This window comes from Paraburkholderia phenazinium, assembly GCF_900141745.1.
Taxonomy (GTDB): domain Bacteria; phylum Pseudomonadota; class Gammaproteobacteria; order Burkholderiales; family Burkholderiaceae; genus Paraburkholderia; species Paraburkholderia phenazinium_B.
Genome location: NZ_FSRM01000002.1, coordinates 3,502,072 through 3,522,879, shown reverse-complemented (window position 1 = coordinate 3,522,879; position 20,808 = coordinate 3,502,072). Strand labels below are relative to the sequence as shown.

Below are 20,808 nucleotides of genomic sequence, written 5' to 3'. Positions count from 1 at the left end.
AGCGTGCCCGTGCTGTCGTGCTGTCACTAAGCCGTGACGGCACGCGACTCGATCAACGACTTTACCAGGTCCGCATCGTGTGGCGTTGCCGGGTTGTAGACCACCATATGAAGATCCGGTCGACCGTCGACGGCAAACGCTGAGTATTCGAACGCGATCATACCGGCGATCGGATGCCGCAAATGCTTGACCCCCTCGCCGTGTGCGCGCACGTCATGGTCGCGCCACATCGCGGCGAATTCTGGGCTGACCTGGCAAAGTTCCTCCACTAGCGCGGCGACCTGACTGGTGGCTCCGGCGCGCGCGGCATCCACCCGGAATGCGCCTACGACGAAGCGCGCGGTGGTTTCCCAATCGGTTTGCGCGGCGCGCACGCGGGGGTCGCAGAAAACACTGCGCAGGATATTGCGTTGCTCCGGCGGCAGCGCGCCGTAGTCGACGAGCGTCGCAGCGGCGGCGTGGTTCCACGCGACGACGTCCCATGTAGCAGTGCGGATCAGGGCGGGGCTTGGCTCCAGCGCATCGAGCACGTGCTGCAAGCGCGGTGTCACCCCACCGCTTGTCTGATAGCGGACCTCCGGCGGGCGGCCCAGGCCGAGTAGAAACAGATGTTCGCGCTCGACATCGGTCAGCAGCAGCGCCCGCGCGATGCGTTCCAGCACTTCAGCGGAGGGCGCTCCGCCCCGGCCCTGTTCGAGCCAGGTGTACCAGGTCGCACTGACGTTGGCCCGCTGCGCGACTTCTTCGCGCCGCAACCCCGGTGTGCGCCGGCGGGTCAACGCAATGCCGAAGGTGGCGGGATCCAGTTTCGTACGGCGATCCCTCAAATAGGTACCCAGCGGATTTTCATTCGCGGCCGGCATGCTTACCCTCACGCTGTTAGTCGATATACCTGTATAACGTCACTACTTTACCCTGATAGGGTACGCGCCAAGAATCTCTCCTGTCCACTTTGGCTCAGGAGAGTTTCCATGAAAGTTTTTGTGACCGGCGCAACGGGTTTTGTCGGCTCTGCGGTCGTCAAGGAATTGATCGAGGCGGGGCACGAGGTGCTCGGTCTCGCGCGCTCGGACGCCGGAGCCGCGGCGCTTGTCGCGGCAGGCGCCGAAGTACAGCGCGGCTCGCTCGAAGAGCTGGACGGCCTGCAGCGCGGCGCACTCGCCGCGGACAGCGTGATTCACACCGCCTTCAATCATGACTTCACTAAGTTTGCCGAGAACTGCGAGACGGAACGGCGTGCGCTCGAGGCGCTCGGCGACGCGCTCGAAGGCTCCGACCGGCAACTGATCGTCACCTCCGGGGTCGCGCTGCTGGCACCGGGGCGCCTCGCGACCGAAGAAGACGTCCGGCCTTTCGATCCCGCCTTCCCGCGTGCGCCGGAGCAGGTGGCGGCCTCGCTGTTCGCGCGCGGCATCAATGTCTGCACCGTGCGCCTTGCGCCCTCGGTGCATGGCGTCGGCGACCACGGCTTTATTCCGAGGGTGATCGCTATCGCGCGCGAGAAAGGGGTGTCGGCCTACGTGGGCGAAGGACTCAACCGCTGGCCTGGCGTTCATCGTCGCGATGCGGCCCGTCTTTACCGGCTTGCGGTTGAGAAAGGCGAGGCCGGCGCGCGATACCACGCGGTTACCGATCAGGGCGTGCCGTTCAGGGAGATCGCCAGCGTGATCGGCCGTCGTCTGAACCTGCCGGTCGTCAGCAAGCGTCCAGAGGCAATGAACGAGCATTTCGGCTGGTTTGGGATGTTCGCGGCAATGGATGCGCCGACCTCGAGCCACCGCACTCAGGCAACGCTGGACTGGCACGCAGTCGGGCCGGACCTTCTGGGCGACATCGACCAGCCCGGCTATTTCGAGCATTCGTGACGCCGGGTGACGGCGGTCTGTTAGCCTGACGGTAAGCGATCGCCCCCAGCGCATCCGCCTGCCGCGGGCAACGCCGGTTGTTCGCGGCCCCAGTCCGATCCGGAATAGGGCAAAATAAAACCCATCCGGACGGCCAACATCCCACACGTGAACAACTTACCAAGCTCGATTGACTCGCGGGAGTCCCTCGCGCGCGACATAGGCGCAGTCGCGCGCATTGGTGCCGTACCGTCCATGCTTCAGATGATTTGCGACGAAACCGGCATGGGTTTCGCGGCCGTTGCACGCGTCACCGACGCGACCTGGACAGCCTGTGCGGTGCGCGATACCGTCGACTTCGGCCTGCAACCTGGCGGGCAGCTGGACTTGCACACTACGCTGTGCTTCGAATCGCGCGCCGCGAGAACCGCCATCGTGATCGACCAGTTCAGTCAGGACGCGACCTATTGCGGGCATCACACGCCTGCAATCTACGGTCTGGAAAGCTACATCTCGGTGCCGATCATCCTGCCGGGCGGCGAATACTTCGGCAACCTGTGCGCGATCGATGCGCGCCCGGCGAAGGTTTCGGAACCGCGCATTGTTCGCATGTTCGAGGTGTTTGCGACGCTGATCGGGATGCAACTGGACAGCGAGAAACGCCAATGGTCGACCGAGGCGCTGCTGTCGAACGAACGCGAGACGGCGACCCTGCGCGAGCAGTTTATTGCGGTGCTGGGGCATGACTTGCGCAATCCGCTTGCTGCAGTGGGAGCGACCGCGGAGCTTTTGAGCCGCCGCGTCCAGGACCCCGAGATTGCAAATATCGGCAAGCGTCTGAAAACCACCGCGTCGCGCATGGCGCGGCTGATCGACGATGTGATGGACTTCGCACGCGGTCGTCTGGGCTCGGGAATCACGGTTTCTCTCCAGCCGGTAGATGACCTGGGGCAGCACCTGCGTGCCGTCGTCGACGAACTGTGCGAAGCGAACCCGTCGCGCGAAGTGTTGTGTCATCTGGCCATTGCCGCTCCCGTTCGTTGCGATCTGGCGCGTATGCAGCAGTTGCTGTCCAATCTTCTGGGCAATGCCATCAGCCACGGCGCGCCGGATGCGCCCATCGTGATAGAAGGATCGATCGATGCCGGTGAACTGGTGCTTTCCGTCGCCAATGGCGGCGACCTGATCGCGCCGGAAACGCTGTCGCGTGTCTTCGAGCCGTACTGGCGTCCAGCGTCCAGTGCGCCCGGAGGCGGCCTTGGCCTCGGCCTTTATATCTGCAAGCAGATCGTGAGTGCCCACGCGGGAGCCCTGGAAGTGCAGTCTACCGTGGAGTTTGGGACCCGGTTTTCCGTCCGCATTCCTGTGGGTTCGTAGACCACGGGAGTTTCCGAATTCGCCGGCAGGCGTGTCGATGCCAATCGCGACACGACCGGCCTGACCTGTGAGTCGACGGAAATGGTCGACTTCTGGCATGCTGCTTCCGATGCCTGCCTGATGCGAACCGCAGCTCCCGGCGGCAAACCCCAACACGCTAACTTGTTCATTGACGAGTGACGGACTCAGTGAAGTCACCGCACTCATGGAGAGAATCGATATGACGACGCAAACCGAAACCGCCCTCCTGGCTGGCGGGTGCTTCTGGGGCATGCAGGACCTGCTGCGCCGCTACCCCGGCGTACTGTCCACGCGTGTGGGCTACACGGGCGGCGACGTACCCAACGCCACCTACCGCAACCACGGCACGCACGCCGAGGCCATCGAGATCGTGTTCGATCCGGGCAAGATCAGCTATCGCCAGATCCTCGAATTCTTCTTTCAGATCCACGATCCGACCACGAAGAACCGCCAGGGCAACGACATTGGGCTGAGCTACCGCTCAGCCATCTTCTATCTCAGCGATGAGCAGAAGCAGGTGGCCCTGAAGACTGTGGCAGACGTCGACGCATCGGATCTGTGGCCCGGCAAGGTCGTCACCGAGATCGCGCCCGCAGGTCCGTTCTGGGAGGCGGAGCCGGAGCATCAGGATTATCTGGAGCGGATTCCCAACGGATATACCTGCCACTTCGTGCGGCAAGGCTGGAAGCTGCCCGCTGCTTGAGCGGAGCCGCCTGACTGTACCGCTGAGCCGCCGGGCCGCGGCATCTCACACGCGATGCGGGCCGGAGATTTTCAGGCGGGCAATGCGCCGGTACAAGGTCGCTCGCGAGATGCCGAGCGCGACCGCGGCTGCATTGGGCCGCCATTGGTGACGCGTGAGCGCTTCGATGATCCGGGTGCGTTCGTCGTGTTCATCGCATCCACTGGCTTCCTGCGCACGCCGGCCATCGCCGTCAGGCGCGAGCAGCGCCGCGATATCCGGCGGCACATGCCGCATCTCCACACGCGTCGACTCGCACATCGCGCACGCGTAGCGCAGCACGTTGCGTAACTGGCGGATGTTGCCAGGCCACGCATACGTGCACAGATGCGCTGCGAGCTGCGCATCGAGCGTCAGCACATGGCCGGCCGTGCGCGCTTCCTCGTCGAAAACCGCATCGATCACATCGCGGATGTCCGCGCGTTCTCGTAATGGCGGCATGCTTAGCGTCGCGCCGGTCAGCCGGTAGTACAGGTCCTCGCGGAAGAGCCCTTCCATCACCATCTGCGCGAGATCGCGATGGGTGGCGCAGATCACGTCGATATCCACCTGTTGCGGTGCATCGCCGCCGAGCGGTATCACTTCGCCTTCGGCGAGCACGCGCAACAGACGCGTTTGCAGATTCAGCGGCATGTCGCCGATCTCATCGAGAAACAGCGTGCCCGTGTGGGCCTGCGCGATCTTGCCGGTTGCGCCACGGCTGCGAGCGCCGGTAAAGGCGCCGGGCGCATAGCCGAACAACTCGCTTTCGATCAGCGCTTCGGGAATCGCGCTGCAATTGACCGCAACAAAGGGGCGGGTGCGACGCTCGCTAGCGTCGTGCACGGCACGCGCGAATACTTCCTTGCCGACGCCGGTCTCACCAAGCACGAGAAGCGGTAGCCGTTTGCCGGCAACGCGCAACGCTACCTGCGCGTTCTGTGCGATACGGCGATCCGCGCTATGCAGGAAGCGAGCGAGGGAACCGAGGTTGCTGTCCGCCTGCGCTTCGCGCGCCGTGCTTGCCGCCGTGAGATTGCCGCCGTTGCCGCTGCTGTTGCTGCTGTTGCTGCTGCTGCTGCTGCTGCTGCTGTGGCGTGCGGAGCGCCTAAGCGGTGCGCGGATTCGTGCATACAGCATCATGCCGGTGGCTCGCACCCGTAGTCCGACAATCGCATCGCTGCGCGCGGCGTCATGCAGATGCTCGGCTGACACATCGACGACTTCGTCGATGTGACGCGGTTCCTTGAGTCCTGGGACGCATTCGTGCGCTTTGCGATTCGCGGCGACCACGTTGCCGCCTTCGTCGAGTGCGATCAGCACTTCGGGTTGCGCTTCGACGAAGTTGCGGCTCGCGTGGCCGAAGAGAACCCAGTGCTGTGCCGTCTGATTGAGAAAATAGCCATCTTCGATGAGCACCGCACTTTGCCGCACCAGTTGCAGCACGAGGCGCTGGCTATCGCGATTATCCGGCGACTGCACCGCCGACGCGTCGAGCACGCCGATCATCTCCCCGTTCGGTGCAAAGATCGGGGCCGCGCTGCAGGTCAGCGTGGTGAACGCTGCGCGGAAGTGATCGGTCTTGTGGACGGTGATCGGCGCCAGATCGGTCAGGACGTTTGCCACACCGCAGGTGCCTTCTTCGCGCTCCGACCAGCATGAACCGATGAACAGCCCCGCGCGTTTGAAGTCGTTGCGGCGGTCGCGGTCGATCCGGTAGTCGATCGTGACGCCATGTGCATCGGTCAGCATCACGCAATAGTCGGCCACGCGAATCATCTCGTGCAGGCGCGCCAGACACTGGCCCGATGCGCGCAGAAAGGCCTCTTCCTTGCTTCGCACTTCGCGCAGTTCATTGGAGGTGAGCACACGCGGTCCGATCACGGAGCTCGGATCGAGCCGGTATTCCTCGAACGAGCGCTGCCATGACGACACGAGACGCGGCGAACCAGCGGGCGCAGGCAGCCGTCCCTCGATGGCGCCGCGCACCCGGTCGACGTGCTGGGTTTGAGAGACATAGGGCATGGCCGGCTCCCGTCGAGTCACGCGGTGAGTGCAGGCTGTTTTTGTAGCACATCTGACGTGCGCAATCACACTGCAATGCAGCATGCGAGACGGTTGAGACGATTGTCTCAAGCGGGTCGTGAGACTGCGGGGTTGTCGCGTTGATGCTTATGCGGTGGGGCTTGCCGTGATCTTTGCGTGGCCCGGTGAGACGCCTGCGAGCGTACGAGTCGAGGGCTTGAGACGTCTCAATGGCTATCTGATGCTGTTCGTTCCGCATGACCAGCGAGTGCGTCGCCCACGGAAACCCCTTTAAACAAGCGGTTTTCGTTGTCATGCGGTGCCGCTTGGGTTTTTTGGCACATCCTTTGCAGTGTCTTTGTCATGCATGAAAGCGCAGCAGTCGGCAGCGCTTCACAAAAAAAGACCGGAGACAAGACAGTGCCATCGCCCATTACGGTCGGCGTGATCGCGAACCCCGCATCGGGACGCGATATTCGCCGGCTCACCAGCCACGCGTCGGTGTTCCCGACATCGGAAAAGGCCAACATGGTCGTGCGGCTGCTCGCGGGACTCGGCGTGGTCGGTGTCGAGCGCGTGCTGACCTTGCGTGATCGCACCGGCGTCGCGGCGCTCCTGCTGCGCGCAATCGATACCCATACGGCGCTCGCCGGCCCACAGCGTTGGCCTCAAGTCGAATTCCTCGAACAACCGATTGCCGATAGCGTGGCGGACACCCATGCCGGCGTCGCTGCGATGGTGCGCGCAGAAGTTGGGCTGATCGCGGTGCTGGGCGGCGACGGCACGCATCGCGCAGTGGCCGCGCATTGCGCGCAAGTGCCCTTGCTGACGCTCTCCACCGGCACCAATAACGCATTCCCTGAGATGCGCGAGGCAACCGTCGCCGGCCTCGCGGGCGCGCTCGTCGCGTCCGGCGCGGTGCCGGCCGAGGTCGCGTTGAGGCGCAACAAACGCCTCGTGGTCCGCTGCGTGGCAGGGCCAAATCGCGGCCGCGAAGAGATTGCGCTGGTCGACGTGTGTGTCAGCCGTCAACGCTTCGTTGGCGCGCGGGCCGTATCGGAACCAGCGGATATCGAAACGCTGTTTTTGACGTTTGCGGCTCCCGACGGCATCGGACTGTCGTCGATTGGCGGCGCATGGGCTCCGGTGGAACGCAGCGCACCGCACGGCTTGCATTTGTGTTTTGGGCGCAACGGCGAACCGGGTGTGCCGCTCGTCGCGCCGATCGCGCCCGGCCGCGTCGAGCAGGTGACGTTGCGCACCTGCGAACGCTTTGAGGCCGGCGTGTGGACGCCGCTGAATACCGGGCACGGCACGCTCGCCTTCGACGGTGAGCGTGAGCTCGAGCTCGAGCGCGACGACCGCTATGAGATTTCGCTCGATTGGGACGGCCCGCTCACGGTGGATGTCGAGCGCACCTTGCGCTATTGCGCTTCGCATCAGCTCATGCGCGAGGCGGCTTATAGGGCTGGCGCTGTCATGCAGACGGCGGCCGGCGCAGGCGCTTAGCAGAGCGTATTTGAGTCAGCGTCAGCCGTGGCTCCAAACTGCCGTGCGCGACGCTTGTTTAGGTAGCAGTGCATTTGATTCATTCCAAGGAGACACGCCATGTCGGTTTCGAGTCAGTTGAGCAAGGAAAAGCTACTGGAGGCGTACCGGTTGATGCGCACGATCCGCGAATTCGAAGAGCGGCTGCACGTCGAATTCGCCACCGGCGAGATTCCCGGCTTTGTGCACCTGTATGCCGGCGAGGAAGCGTCGGCGGTGGGCACGATGATGCATCTGGATATTGCGGACTATGTGGCCACCACGCACCGCGGTCACGGCCATTGCATCGCCAAGGGCGTCGACGTGCGCGGCATGATGGCCGAAATTTACGGTCGTCAGACAGGGGTATGCCATGGCAAGGGCGGCTCGATGCATATCGCCGATCTGTCGAAGGGGATGCTCGGCGCGAATGGCATCGTCGGTGCGGGCGGCCCGCTGATCTGCGGCGCGGCGCTCGCTGCCAAGTACAAGAAAACCGGCGGCGTCGGCGTGTGCTTCTTCGGCGACGGTGCGTCGAATCAGGGGGTGATCTTCGAATCGATGAATCTCGCTTCGGTGTGGCGCTTGCCGGCCATCTTCGTGGCGGAAAACAACGGCTATGCCGAGGCGACCTCGTCGACGTGGTCGGTGGCTACCGACAACATTGCCGACCGGGCGAGCGGCTTCGGCATGCCGGGCGTGATCGTCGATGGTTTCGATTTCTTCGCGGTGCATGAGGCGCTGGGCGAAGCCATCGAGCGTGCCCGCAATGGCGGCGGCCCGACGCTCGTCGAAGTGAAGTTCTCGCGCTATTTCGGCCATTTCGAAGGCGATGCGCAAACCTATCGTGCGCCGGGTGAGGTGCAGAAGCTGCGTGACGAGAAGGATTGCCTGAAGCGCTTCGAAGAGCGTGTTGTACGCGCGGAAATGCTTACTTCCAATGAGTTGCGTGGTGTCGATGCCAAGGTCAGGCAACTGATCGACGATGCGGTGAAAGAGGCCAAGGCGGCGCCTTTGCCGACCGCCGAGGATCTGTTGACTGATGTCTACGTGTCTTATCCGTAAACGCAAAGCATATCTAACCATTGGCATTGGAGGCGGAAATGGCACGGAAGATCACATTTTCTCAGGCGATCAACGAAGCGCTGAGTCAGGAGATGGCGCGCGACGAAAGCGTCATCGTGATGGGTGAGGACAACGCGGGCGGCGCAGGTTCGCCCGGCGAGCAGGACGCATGGGGCGGCGTGCTCGGTGTAACGAAGGGGCTCTTTCACAAATATCCGGGGCGCGTGCTCGATACGCCGCTCTCGGAAGGCGGTTATATCGGCGCGGCAGTGGGCGCGGCCGCTTGTGGAATGCGTCCGGTCGCGGAGTTGATGTTTATCGACTTCATGGGCGTGTGCTTCGATCAGATCTTCAATCAGGCCGCCAAGTTTCGCTATATGTTCGGCGGAAAAGCGGTAACGCCGGTAGTGATCCGCGCGATGCAGGGCGCCGGTTTGCGGGCAGCGGCCCAGCATTCGCAGATGTTGACCTCGCTATTCACTCACATTCCCGGGCTGAAAGTGGTGTGTCCGTCCACACCGTATGACGCAAAGGGCCTGCTGATCCAGGCGATCCGCGATAACGACCCGGTGATTTTCTGTGAGCACAAGCTGCTCTACAGCCGTGAAGGCGATGTGCCCGAAGAGTCGTATGCGATTCCGTTCGGCGAAGCGAACGTGGTGCGCGAAGGCGACGACGTCACCATCGTGACCTATGGACGCATGGTGCACTTCGCGACCGAGGCCGCAGAGAAACTCGCCAAGGAAGGCATCCAGGTGGAAGTCATCGATTTGCGCACCACCTCGCCGCTCGACGAAGAAACGATCCTCGAGAGCGCCGAACGTACTGGACGCGTGGTGGTGGTCGACGAAGCCAATCCGCGCTGCTCGATGGCAACGGATATCGCCGCGCTGGTCGCGCAACGCGCGTTTCACTCGCTGAAGGCGCCGATCGAACTCGTCACGGCGCCGCACACGCCGGCGCCTTTTGCCGGAGTGCTCGAAGACATGTACATCCCGTCGGCTGAAAAAATCGCCGCTGCGGTGCGGAAAGTGAGGAGCTAGCAATGCCGGTTCACATGATTACGATGCCCAAGTGGGGCCTCTCGATGGAGCAGGGGCAGGTCAACGGATGGCTCAAGGCGCTGGGCGAAAAGGTCGGCAAAGGCGATGAAGTGCTCGACGTCGAAACGGACAAGATCGCGTCCGGCGTCGAGTGCGCTTTCGATGGCATCCTGCGTCGTCAGATCGCACAGGAGGGCGATACGTTGCCGGTGGGCGCACTGCTGGCGGTGGTGTCCGACGAAGCGACCACGGAGGCGGAAATCGATCAGGCAGTCGAAGCATTCCAGCGCGACTTCGTGCCGGCCAGCGCCGATACCGCCGACGCGGGGCCGCAACCCGAGAAGGCGCAGATCGGCGGGCGCACCATCCGCTATCTGAAGATCGGCGAGGGCGGCACGCCTGTGGTCCTGATCCACGGTTTCGGGGGTGACCTGAATAACTGGCTCTTCAATCACGCCGATCTTGCCGCTCATCGCGCGGTATGGGCGCTTGATCTGCCGGGGCATGGCGAGTCAGGCAAGGCGGTCGAGGCAGGCGACGCGGACGAACTGGCGGCGAGCGTAATCGCGTTTCTCGACGATCGCGGTATCGGGCGCGCGCATCTGGTCGGACATTCGATGGGCAGTCTCGTCGCGATGACGGTCGCCGATAAGGCGCCGCAGCGGGTTGCTTCGTTGTCGTTGATCGCGGGCGCAGGTCTCGGCAAGGAGATCAATCGCGAGTATATCGACGGCTTTGTGACTGGCAGCAGCCGCAATACGATAAAACCGCATCTGACGAAGCTGTTTGCGGATCCTTCGCTGGTGACCCGTCAACTGGTCGAAGACATCGTCAAGTACAAGCGTCTGGAGGGGGTGAACGAGGCTTTGCAGAAGATCGCCTCGTCGGCCTTCGAAGGCAACGTGCAGCGCAAGCTCTATCGCGATCGCCTCGCAACGCTCGCACCGCGCACGCTGGTGATCTGGGGCGCGCAGGATCAGATCATTCCCGCCAGTCACGCGCAAGGACTGGCAGGAGATGTCTCTGTGCATGTCGTTGAAGGGAAGGGGCACATGGTGCAGATGGAGGCTGCATCGGAGGTGAACCGCCTGCTTAACGACTTCTTCGGAGACTAGCCGTGGCGCAGGCCGATCAACCACCCTGATACAACTTGTTCAGACGGGCGATCTCGCCATCGTGCTCGGCCTGAGCCAGTTCATGACGAACTTCGGCACGCGTCTTCGGCGTCACGTTGATTTGATTCGGACTCCATTGCTGCGGTTGTGCGGCGACCGTCGGTTGAGCGGCGGTCGTTGCCGGCGTTGATGCATTTGAACCCGCAGACGTATCGGGCTTGTGTCGGGAAAGCGGCGAATTGCAATGTCGTGTATCACCTCGATGCCCAGATGCATGGCGATACGAATCACGGGTTTTCCGCCAGCAAGGATTTGATCTTCGCTTCGGTCTGGTCATAAGCACCTTCACCGAAATGCGTGTAGACGACGCGTCCCTTCTTGTCGACCAGGTAGAACGCCGGCCAATACTCGTTGTCGTAGGCGTTCCACGTCGCATAGTGGTTGTCCTGCGCGACGGGGTAGGTGATGCCGAGGCGCTTGATCGCTTCCTTGACGTTGTCCGTGTTGCGTTCGAACGGATACTCGGGGGTGTGGACGCCCACTACCACCAGCCCCTGATTGCTGAACTGCTGATTCCAGGCCTTCACGTGAGGCAGCACGTCGATACAGTTGATGCAGGTGTAGGTCCAGAAGTCGACCAGCACCACCTTGCCGCGCAACTGCTGCATAGTCAGCGGGCTGCTATTGATCCAGTTGTCGATACCGGTGAAATCCGGAGCGGTATTGTTTTTGCCGGGAAGGGTGGCAGCCGGGGCCGCGGCCGGACTCGCCGCGAGAGCGGTAATGGCAGCGGCACCGCCAGCCACGGTGGCGGCAAACAGGATCGTGGCGGCGACGGATTTGAAGTTGGAGAACATGTCAGGGGCCTTTCGTTGAACGGGATGGCTGTATTGGAACGCCCGTTCGTATCTGGCTTGTGTCGCCGCGGTGGCTGCAGTGCAATGTTTTGTGTCGCGGGAATGCCCAGATACATTGGGATACAAAGCCTCGCCGGTACCAGGCTATAAAGCAGCCATTCCTATGGTGGAGAATCCCATGAGTGCCCAACTGCCCGTCGATTGCCTTGAAGGCATCGACCCGTATACGCTGGAGGTCAGCGTGGCCAATGGCGCGAACCAGTCAGTCGCGGAGGACGTATGAGGCGGCTGATGGCAATTCTCGCCTTCCTGGCGGGCGGACTTGCAGCGGAGATGGCGCACCCCGTGCAGTGTTTGCTGGTCAACGTGAACCGTGTGCGCGTCAATCGTCGGAAGGATTGAGCCATTGATGGAAAACACCGACCACATCCTGATCGTCGATGACGATCGCGGCATCCGCGAACTCATTGCGACCTATCTCGAGAAGAACGGCATGCGCGTATCGCTGGCCGCTAACGGTCGCCAGATGCGCGCCGTGCTGGAGCAGGGTGCGCCTGATCTGATCGTGCTCGACCTGATGATGCCCGGAGAGGATGGTCTCGTCCTGTGCCGCGAATTGCGTGCGGGCAAGTTTCGCGCGGTGCCGGTTTTGATGCTGACCGCCCGCAGCGAAGAGACGGATCGCATTGTCGGGCTGGAAATGGGCGCCGACGATTACCTGTCCAAGCCGTTTGCCGTGCGCGAACTGCTGGCGCGCATCCGCTCGGTCTTGCGCCGCGCGAGGATGCTGCCGCCCGGCATGCAGGTGACGGAAACCTCGCCGATGATCAGCTTTGGCGACTGGCGGCTCGACACTGTCGCGCGTCATCTGCTCGACGCCGAGGGCACCATGGTGGCCCTGAGTGGCGCGGAGTACCGCCTGCTGCGCGTATTTCTCGATCACCCGCAACGCGTGCTGACGCGAGACCAGTTGCTCAATCTGACCCAGGGCCGTCAGGCCGACGCGTTCGACCGCTCGATCGATCTGCTGGTGAGCCGTTTGCGGCAGCGCCTGCAGGACACCGCACGCGAACCGCGCTACATCAAGACGCTGCGTAGCGAGGGCTACGTGTTCTCTGCTGCCGTGACCATGGTCGAAGGCGATCAATGAAACGCAATGCCTTGCTGCGATGGCCGCCGCGCACGCTGTTCGCCCGGCTCGCGCTGATTCTGTTTGTCAGCCTTGCGCTGGTGCAAACGCTGTCGGTCTGGCTCACCAGGACGGAGCGGGACCAGACCATGACCAACGTGATGATGGGTTACATCGAGCGCGAGGTTACGAGCTCGGTTGCGTTGCTCGATCATCTGCCGCCCAGCGAGCGTGCCGAATGGCTGCCGCGGCTGGCGCGGCGCACCTATACCTTCGCGCTAGGGCCGGGCGTAAGCGGTACGCCTCCTGACGCGGCGCTCTCGGCGAAGGTGGCGCAATCCATCGCGGATGGCATCGGCAAGCGCTATCCGCTCACGGCCAACGCCGTACCGGGCGACCCAGATCGTCTGCAGGTTCATCTGCAACTGAGTGACGGCACGCCGCTGACGATCGACTATCACCCCATGCCCAGTGCGCCGCTGTCACCGTGGTTGTCGTGGGTGCTGGTGCTGCAGCTGGTGGTGCTGGCCGCATGCTGCTGGCTGGCCGTACGCATCGCGACGCGCCCATTGAGCCAGTTGGCGCGGGCGGCCGATACGCTCGGCCCCGATCTCAAAGCGGAGCGTCTACCCGAAGACGGACCGGACGAAGTGGCACGCGCAGCGCGGGCATTCAATGCCATGCAGGACCGTATAAAGATGTACATGACCGAGCGCCTGCAGATCCTCGCGGCAATTTCGCATGACTTACAAACACCGATCACGCGCATGCGTTTGCGCCTCGATGTGATGGACGACAGTGCCGAGGGTGTAAAACTGCAGCAGGACCTGCGGGAAATGGAAACGATGGTCAAGGAAGGTGTCACGTATGCGCGCACCATGCACGGTGCCACCGAGGCGCCGTTGCGGATCGATCCGGATGCACTATTCGACAGCCTTGTGCTCGACTACGTGGATGCCGGCAAGGACGTGTCGCTGCATGGGCAAATCTCCACCGCGTTAGTGACGCGCCCCCAGGCGTTGCGCCGGATCGTGGGCAATCTGGTTGACAACGCGCTGAAGTTCGGCGGCTCGGCTGAAATCAGATTGGCCGCTTCGCAGGACGGGCAAGTGACAATCTCCGTGCTCGATCGCGGGCCGGGTATTCCGGCCGAATCGCTGGACGCGGTGTTCGAGCCGTTCTATCGGCTGGAAGGATCGCGCAACCGCGGCACGGGGGGTACGGGACTCGGCCTCGCTATTGCTCGTCAACTCGCTTTGGCGATGGACGCATCGCTCTCATTGCAGAACCGTCCGGAAGGCGGTCTGGAAGCCAGGCTCGTATTGAAGAGCGTTCGCTAGCGTTTCCGGACGGAGGCGGCGGTTGAACCTGCCGCCTCCGTCGTTTTGTATCGCAATGTATCTCCATCCTCGATAAATACAAACGCTTGCACTGGCGCTACTCCAGGACACAAGCCAGATACGTCCACGGGCTTTAATACTTCCACGCCAGACGCTCTGGCTGCGCAAATCAGACGTCCTAAAGGGCGTGTATGCGAACCACCTGTGACCATTCTTTGAGGAGAATCAGTGATGCCGGAACAGATCAATAATCGACGTCGTCTTCTGCTGGGGACGACCGTGGCTGGGATCAGCCTGCTGGAGTTGGGCCTGAGCGGACTCGCCAAAGCACAATCGAACAGCACGTCGGCGAATACACCGGGCGCAACGCGCGTTGCTTCGTTCGACAACCTTCGCCAGATCAACGCCGGGACACTGAGCATTGGGTATGCAGAAGCGGGCCCGCAGAACGGCCCTGTCGTCATTCTGCTGCACGGATGGCCGTACGATATCTACAGCTTCGCCGAGGTGACGCCGATACTTGCCGCCGCGGGCTATCGCGTCATTGTGCCGTATCTGCGTGGCTATGGTTCGACGCGCTTCCTCTCTGCGGATACGCCGCGCAACGGGCAACAGTCTGTGGTCGCCGTGGACATCATTGCGCTGATGGACGCCTTGAAGATCGACAAGGCAATTCTGGGCGGCTTCGATTGGGGCGCACGCACAGTCGATATCATCGCCGCGCTGTGGCCGCAACGCGTCAAGGCGATTGTATCTGTGAGCGGCTATCTGATCGGCAATCAGGCAGCGGGCAAGGCACCCCTGCCACCGAAGGCGGAGCTGCAGTGGTGGTATCAATTCTATTTCGCCACGGAGCGTGGCCAGGCGGGTTATGAAGCGAACCGTCACGACTTCAACAAGCTGATCTGGCGCCTCGCGTCGCCTAAATGGAATTTCGACGATGCGACTTACGACCGCTCGGCTGAGTCGTTCAACAATCCGGACCATGTGGCCGTGGTGATTCACAACTACCGCTGGCGTCTTGGTCTGGCTCAGGGCGAACCGCAGTACGACGCACTCGAAGCGCGTCTCGCGACAGCGCCGGCCATCTCGGTTCCGGCCATCACCATGGAAGGCGATGCCAACGGCGCACCGCATCCCGAACCGGCCGCCTACGCGAAGAAGTTCACCGGCAAGTATCAACACCGGAACATCGACGGCGGCATCGGACACAACCTGCCCCAGGAAGCGCCGAAGGCCTTTGCCGACGCCATCCTCGACGTCGCCCGACTCTAACCGTGAGGCAATCCGGCCGCCTTCATCCCGTCTGAGTGTAAACTGCTGCCTTTTTTGCCTCTGACGGAATGGTGCAAGCTTCGCAGCGTACAGCAGCTTCCAGCGGTCCGGCACTTATTCGCTTACTCGCCCGTCTGACGGACGTCGAGGTCGCCGAATCGAGCCAATCGCTCTCGGACCGGCTCAGCCAATGGCTCGGCTGGACCGATGCCATTGGGCTTTCCACCGCGCTGAGCGGCAACCCGCCGGTCGTCGCGCCCGGTGCGCGGGCGTTCGGCAGCGCGGAGGAGAGCGAGTGCGCCCGCGTGCGCGCTTCGCTGACGAGTACCATCATCCGCGAGACCACGCTCTCTGCCACCAACCGGCGCGGTTCGCCGAGAGAGCGTGCACAAGCGGCTTCTACCGGGACGGTGCTCGATTACGCGGTGTTTCGTCAGCAATACCAGTCGATCCAGCAGACCATGGAGACCGACATCGGCAACCTGCGCGGCCGGCTGCGGGCCATGCTGGCCGCCAGAACGCCGGCCATGGCCCGCCTCGCGGTCGTCGACGCCGTCATGGAGCGTGCTCTGAGCCCGCGTGAGCGGAATCTGCTGACGGCTGTCCCCGGCATGCTCGCCGGACATTTCGACCGCCTGCGTCTGGCCGAGCAGGCTTCCCTTGCCGACGCAGAAGCCGCGGGCGAGGCCTCAGCGGTCAAAGCCGGTGCATGGCAGAACGTGTTCCGCAAGGATATGCAGAGCGTGTTGCTCGCCGAACTGGAGGTTCGTTTTCAACCGGTCGAGGGGCTGCTTGCGGCTCTTCGCACCCCTTTGCACCCCGTAACCGGGACGCTATGTCCAAGTATCTGATTAATCTCGCTGTTTTTCTGGCCGGTCTGGCCGCCGTGTGCTGGATCGGGGTTGGCTACATCGGCTCGAATCCGCTGGCGCTGACCGTGACGTTGCTTGTGGGCGCCTGCTACGTCGCTGGCGCGCTTGAGTTGTGGCGCTACAGTCAGGGTACGAACACGTTGACGCGGGCCGTCGCAGGGCTGTCCGCGCGACCGTCCAGTCTGGGTGCCTGGCTCGAACCGATCGATCCGAGCCTGCGCAATGCAGTGCGTCTGCGCGTCGAGGGCGAGCGCGTGGCCATGCCGGGACCGGCGTTGACGCCGTATCTGGTCGGCCTGCTCGTGTTGCTGGGCATGCTGGGGACGCTGCTGGGCATGGTAGCGACCCTGCGGGGCACCGGCCAGGCGCTGCAGAGCGCGACGGATCTCGATGCGATCCGCTCCTCGCTCGCCGCACCGGTCAAAGGGTTGGGATTCGCGTTCGGTACATCCATTGCCGGGGTGGCCACCTCCGCCATGCTTGGGCTGCTCTCCGCGCTGTGCCGGCGCGAACGGGTCGAAGCGGCGCAACTGCTCGACCTCAAGGCGGCGACGACTCTACGCGTCTACTCGCAGGCCCATCAGCGTGACGAGACCTTCAAGCTGATGCAGCGGCAGGCTGAGATGATGCCGACGCTGGTCGATCGTCTGCAGGCAATGATGGCCACCATCGAGCAACAGAGCGTCGCCCTGAGCGAACGGCAGATCGCCACGCAGGATGCCTTCCACAGCAAGGCTGCGGCCGCCTACACGCGCCTCGCGGCTTCGGTGGAGCAGTCGATGAGGGCGAGCGTCGCCGATAGCGCCCGCGCCGCCAGCGCGGCGCTGCAGCCGGTCATGGAAGCGACGATGGCCGGTCTCGCGCGCGAAACCGCTGGCTTGCACAACACCGTGACGCAGGCCGTAGAACGGCAATTGAATGGGCTGTCGAGCGGCTTCGCAGCGGCTACCACGAACGTGGCGGGCATCTGGACCGAGGCGCTGGCAGGACAGCAACGTTCGAGCGAGGCGCTCGCGGAGAATCTGCATACTTCGCTGCAGCGCTTCACCGAGACGTTCGAGCAACGCTCGGCGGCGTTGCTGGAAAGCGTATCTACGCGCATGGATGCCACGGCAGGCAGCGTGTCGCAAGCGTGGAGCGAAGCTCTGACGCGGCAAGAGCGCGCGGGCGAGACGCTGGCGGGCCACAACGAGCAGGCTTTGGTTGCCGCCGCAGCGACCTTCGAACAGCACTCGGCGACGCTCCTGCGCGCCGTGAGCGAATCGCATGCGAACTTGCAGACGGAATTGGCTTCGCGCGACGAACAACGTCTGGCGGCGTGGACCCAGGTGCTTGGCTCGATGGCGGCGTCCCTTGCCAGGGAGTGGGAGCAGGCAGGCACCAGCACCGCAAACCGGCAACAGGAAATCTGCACAACGTTGGAGCAAACCGCGCGGGACATATCCGCTCAGAGTCAGGCGCACGCCAGCGAGACGATTGCCGAGATTTCGCGGCTCGTGCAAGCGGCTTCGGAAGCACCGAAAGCGGCGGCTGAAGTCGTCGCCGAATTGCGCCAGAAACTCTCCGACAGCATGGTCCGCGATACCGCGATGCTCGAAGAACGCAGCCGTCTGTTGGCTACGCTGGAGACGCTGCTCGACGCCGTCAACCACGCGTCCACGGAACAGCGCTCGGCCGTGGATGCGCTGGTGTCCACCTCGGCAGATCTGCTGGATCGCGTCGGCACGCAGTTCACCGACAAGGTCGAAGCTGAAACCGGCAAGCTCGGCGCTGTGGCCGCGCAGGTGACCGGCAGCGCCGTCGAAGTGGCGAGTCTCGGCGAAGCGTTCGGGGCGGCCGTGCAGATGTTCGGCGAGTCGAACGACAAGCTCGTCGCCCATCTGCAGCGCATCGAAACCGCGCTGGACAAGTCCCTCGCGCGCAGCGACGAACAGCTTGCCTACTACGTGGCGCAGGCTCGCGAAGTGATCGACCTGAGCATGATGTCGCAGAAGCAGATCGTCGAGGATCTGCAGACGATCGCGAGTCAGCGCGCTTCCGCCGGAGCCGATGCGGCATGAGCGAGGATATCGATGGCGGCGCGGAAGCGATCGCGCCGATATGGCCTGCCTTCGCCGATCTGATGTCGGCGTTGCTGGGCGCGTTCGTGCTGATCCTCGTGTGTGTGATTGGCGTACAGCTCGAACTTTCGACGCGGCTCGAACAGGAGGTCAAGCAGCGGCAGATGGAAACGCAGCGCCGCAAGACCCTCGAGCAGGCGTTGGCGGGGCCGCTGGCAGCGGGACGCGTCACGCTGGTGAACGGACGTATCGGCATCAATGGCAGCGTGTTGTTCGCGCTGAACTCGGATCAGTTGCAGCCTGAGGGCCGCGAGGTTTTGAAGAGCCTGGCCGGACCGCTGTCTGCCTATCTTCGGGCCAGTGACCAGATCCTGATGGTGAGCGGCTTTACCGACGACCGTCAGGTGAAGGGGGCTAACCGCGGCTTTGCCGACAACTGGGAGCTCTCGGCCCAGCGCGCGTTGACGGTGACGCGTGCGTTGATCGATGAAGGTATTCCGGCATCCTCAGTATTTGCGGCCGCATTTGGCTCCGGGCAGCCGGTCGGTTCGAATGCCGACGAAGCAGGACGTGCCCGCAATCGGCGCGTGGAAATCGCACCGGTTCCGAGGCCGTCGTCTGGCGCTACGGTGAAATCCGGTGACTAGCGGTAACAGTAACGGCAGCGGCGAGATGAGCGGCAGCGATATGGAAAGCGGAGTCCGCGCGACTCTCGACGCCTGGCGCGAGTGCGGCGCGGATCGTCTGAACCCTGTTCGCTTTCGTTTCATTGAGGCGCTGGAGCGGCGGGCCGCCGGCCATAACGGCGAGGCACGACGTATTCTCGACGACAGGCTTTCTGTGCTGGTCGAGGCGTATGCGCAGGATCTTGAACGCACCGCGTCGTGTGATACAGATGCTGGATCTACGGCCGTGGCGTCGTCGTTGGGCAATGTGCCGTCCGCTCGCGGAGCGCTTGCTGAATTGACCGCCTATATCGCCAATCATGCGCGGACGGCGCATGACCCCACGTCGCGCTTGCATTCGTATCCCGAACTCGATCTGCTCGATTACTTCAGAGAGATCTGGTCGAAGCTCAGCGCCGAGAGTCAGTTGCGCCAGTCGCTGGAGCAGGTGCCTGGCAATGCCGGGCCGCTCAATTCGAGCAGCCTCGTGCATCGGTCGCTTTCGCTAATGCGTGAGCTCTCGCCGGGTTATCTGCAGCAGTTTCTGTCGTACGTCGACGCCTTATCGTGGATGGAGCAACTGAACGGTGACGACACTGCAGCGAGTAAAGACGCGCCGCGTGCCGGAAGCGCGAAGAAGGGCGCCCGGGCCAAACACCGCTAGCGCTGACCGTTACCGTTAATCGCGCCGCAGAGGCTAGCTCGACGAGTTTGTCTGCTCGGCATTGCGGCAACCCAACAGACGCCGCAGCGTCCTAGGTTCTTCCACCACCACGCCAGCCTCCGCAACCTCGCGCCACCAGCGCTGACCGCGATGCGGCGCGCCCAGATCCAGCCGTTCTCCCATGCGCGGCGTCGCCAGCAGAATCCCGCGTGACATGGCGAGTCCTACCACGCGTTCGAACGGTTCCTGCCAGCGATGCATGGCCAGATCGAACGTGCCGTTGTGAATCGGCACCATCCAGCGGCCGCGCAGATCGACGTGAGCCTGCACGGTTTCATCGGGCTGCATGTGCACATACGGCCATTGCGCGTCGTAGGCGCCCGTTTCGAGCAGCGTCACATCGAACGGACCGAGCCGCTCGCCGATGGCTTTGAAACCATCGAAATAGCCGGTGTCGCCGCTGAAGAACACGCGCAGGTCGCCATCGACGATCACCCACGAGGCCCACAAAGTACTGTTGCCGTCAAAGAGGCTGCGGCCGGAGAAATGCTGGCCAGGCGTTGCGGTAAACGTCAGGCCGTCGATGTCGGTGCCTTGCCACCAGTCGAACTGACGGACCTTCGACGCATCGATGCCCCACTCGATCAGGCGGTCGCCGACACCCAGCGGCGTCAGGAACACGCCGGTTTTGGAGGCGAGCGCGAGCACCGTCTCGCGGTCCAGGTGATCGTAGTGGTCGTGCGAGAGAATCACGCCGCGCAGCGGCGGCAGATCGGCCAGTGCGATCGGCGGCGCGTGAAAACGCTTCGGGCCAAAGCGCCGGAAAGGCGACGCCCGTTCGGCGAAGACCGGATCGGTTATCCAGAATTCGCCGCGCAGCTTGAGCAGCATGGTCGAATGCCCGAGGCGATACAGGCTGCGATCCGGCGCCGCATCGAGTTGTTCGCGAGTCAGCGCGTCGACGGGCATCGCGGCCGCCGGCACCGTGCCGTCCGGCTTGTTGAGCAACACGTTCCAGGCGATGCTCAAGGTCTTGCCGAATCCTTCGACAGGACGCGGCTTGACGTTGCGAAAGCGTTCCCCGTCGTGCTGGGCTGAAGAGTCGAACGACTCACGCCCGCGACGGGCTGCTGTCAGGCCCAAAGCGCGGCGGATAGATCCGGTGAACGATGTCATGTAAGGCGTCCCGATGCAGAAGGTGGGCGGAA

At 63.2% G+C, this 20,808-nt stretch carries 19 protein-coding genes; 14 read left to right on the top strand and 5 right to left on the bottom strand.

What is annotated here, in order from left to right:
• Window positions 1-26: 26 nt before the first annotated feature.
• Entirely contained in the window at window positions 27-863 is an 837-nt protein-coding gene (locus BUS06_RS35655) for a helix-turn-helix transcriptional regulator (RefSeq protein ID WP_074268940.1), read from the bottom strand.
• A gap of 108 nt (window positions 864-971) precedes the next feature.
• Between BUS06_RS35655 and BUS06_RS35650 the strand changes: the two genes are divergently transcribed.
• From BUS06_RS35650 to msrA, 3 genes are all read left to right on the top strand, one after another.
• A complete protein-coding gene (locus tag BUS06_RS35650; protein ID WP_074268939.1) occupies window positions 972-1,865 on the top strand; it encodes an SDR family oxidoreductase in 894 nt (297 codons plus the stop codon).
• 234 nt (window positions 1,866-2,099) lie between these two features.
• A complete protein-coding gene (locus BUS06_RS35645) occupies window positions 2,100-3,221 on the top strand; it encodes a sensor histidine kinase (RefSeq protein ID WP_083611745.1) in 1,122 nt (373 codons plus the stop codon).
• Between the two features lie 220 nt (window positions 3,222-3,441).
• Entirely contained in the window at window positions 3,442-3,945 is a 504-nt protein-coding gene (msrA, locus tag BUS06_RS35640) for a peptide-methionine (S)-S-oxide reductase MsrA (protein ID WP_074268937.1), read from the top strand.
• Between the two features lie 45 nt (window positions 3,946-3,990).
• Here the strand turns inward: msrA and BUS06_RS35635 are convergent, their stop codons facing one another.
• Window positions 3,991-5,988 (bottom strand): sigma-54-dependent Fis family transcriptional regulator, encoded by a 1,998-nt coding sequence (locus BUS06_RS35635; RefSeq protein WP_074268936.1) that lies wholly within the window; start codon window positions 5,986-5,988, stop codon window positions 3,991-3,993.
• A 420-nt stretch (window positions 5,989-6,408) separates the two neighbouring features.
• Between BUS06_RS35635 and BUS06_RS35630 the strand changes: the two genes are divergently transcribed.
• The 4 genes from BUS06_RS35630 (at window position 6,409) to BUS06_RS35615 (ending at window position 10,738) form a co-directional block, all read left to right on the top strand.
• Entirely contained in the window at window positions 6,409-7,497 is a 1,089-nt protein-coding gene (locus BUS06_RS35630; protein ID WP_074269503.1) for an ATP-NAD kinase family protein, read from the top strand.
• Window positions 7,498-7,596: 99 nt separating this feature from the next.
• Window positions 7,597-8,580 carry a thiamine pyrophosphate-dependent dehydrogenase E1 component subunit alpha gene (locus BUS06_RS35625; RefSeq protein ID WP_074268935.1) on the top strand — a complete coding sequence of 328 codons (984 nt, stop codon included), beginning with the start codon at window positions 7,597-7,599 and terminating at the stop codon, window positions 8,578-8,580.
• A 38-nt stretch (window positions 8,581-8,618) separates the two neighbouring features.
• Window positions 8,619-9,623: an alpha-ketoacid dehydrogenase subunit beta gene (locus tag BUS06_RS35620; protein ID WP_074268934.1), complete on the top strand. Its 1,005-nt coding sequence runs from the start codon at window positions 8,619-8,621 to the stop codon at window positions 9,621-9,623.
• Between the two features lie 2 nt (window positions 9,624-9,625).
• Window positions 9,626-10,738, top strand: coding sequence for an acetoin dehydrogenase dihydrolipoyllysine-residue acetyltransferase subunit (locus BUS06_RS35615; protein ID WP_074268933.1), 1,113 nt, complete (start codon window positions 9,626-9,628; stop codon window positions 10,736-10,738).
• 16 nt (window positions 10,739-10,754) lie between these two features.
• Here BUS06_RS35615 and BUS06_RS37270 read toward each other — a convergent pair whose 3' ends face one another.
• Complete coding sequence (locus BUS06_RS37270) at window positions 10,755-11,075, bottom strand: DUF4148 domain-containing protein (protein ID WP_083611744.1); 321 nt, start codon at window positions 11,073-11,075, stop codon at window positions 10,755-10,757.
• Window positions 11,026-11,595, bottom strand: coding sequence for a thioredoxin family protein (locus BUS06_RS35600; RefSeq protein WP_074268932.1), 570 nt, complete (start codon window positions 11,593-11,595; stop codon window positions 11,026-11,028). Before BUS06_RS35600 ends, BUS06_RS37270 begins: the two co-directional genes overlap by 50 nt.
• Window positions 11,596-12,004: 409 nt before the next feature.
• On the opposite strand from BUS06_RS35600, the gene BUS06_RS35595 reads away from it, so the two are divergent.
• The 7 genes from BUS06_RS35595 (at window position 12,005) to BUS06_RS35565 (ending at window position 19,600) form a co-directional block, all read left to right on the top strand.
• On the top strand, window positions 12,005-12,745 hold the full coding sequence (locus BUS06_RS35595; protein WP_074268931.1) for a response regulator: 741 nt from the start codon (window positions 12,005-12,007) through the stop codon (window positions 12,743-12,745).
• Entirely contained in the window at window positions 12,742-14,064 is a 1,323-nt protein-coding gene (locus BUS06_RS35590; RefSeq protein WP_074268930.1) for an ATP-binding protein, read from the top strand. The genes BUS06_RS35595 and BUS06_RS35590 overlap by 4 nt, the downstream gene beginning before the upstream one ends.
• Before the next feature lie 231 nt (window positions 14,065-14,295).
• Entirely contained in the window at window positions 14,296-15,339 is a 1,044-nt protein-coding gene (locus BUS06_RS35585; protein ID WP_074268929.1) for an alpha/beta fold hydrolase, read from the top strand.
• Window positions 15,340-15,407: 68 nt separating this feature from the next.
• On the top strand, window positions 15,408-16,190 hold the full coding sequence (locus tag BUS06_RS35580; protein ID WP_074268928.1) for a DUF3348 domain-containing protein: 783 nt from the start codon (window positions 15,408-15,410) through the stop codon (window positions 16,188-16,190).
• Window positions 16,175-18,271, top strand: coding sequence for a DUF802 domain-containing protein (locus tag BUS06_RS35575; protein WP_074268927.1), 2,097 nt, complete (start codon window positions 16,175-16,177; stop codon window positions 18,269-18,271). Before BUS06_RS35580 ends, BUS06_RS35575 begins: the two co-directional genes overlap by 16 nt.
• On the top strand, window positions 18,268-18,918 hold the full coding sequence (locus BUS06_RS35570) for an OmpA family protein (RefSeq protein ID WP_074268926.1): 651 nt from the start codon (window positions 18,268-18,270) through the stop codon (window positions 18,916-18,918). The genes BUS06_RS35575 and BUS06_RS35570 overlap by 4 nt, the downstream gene beginning before the upstream one ends.
• Before the next feature lie 25 nt (window positions 18,919-18,943).
• Complete coding sequence (locus BUS06_RS35565) at window positions 18,944-19,600, top strand: DUF2894 domain-containing protein (protein ID WP_074268925.1); 657 nt, start codon at window positions 18,944-18,946, stop codon at window positions 19,598-19,600.
• A gap of 33 nt (window positions 19,601-19,633) precedes the next feature.
• On the opposite strand, the gene BUS06_RS35560 is transcribed toward BUS06_RS35565, so the two are convergent.
• The gene (locus BUS06_RS35560; RefSeq protein ID WP_074268924.1) at window positions 19,634-20,776 is read right to left on the bottom strand and encodes an MBL fold metallo-hydrolase; all 1,143 of its coding nucleotides are present in this window, start codon (window positions 20,774-20,776) and stop codon (window positions 19,634-19,636) included.
• Window positions 20,777-20,808: the final 32 nt, after the last annotated feature.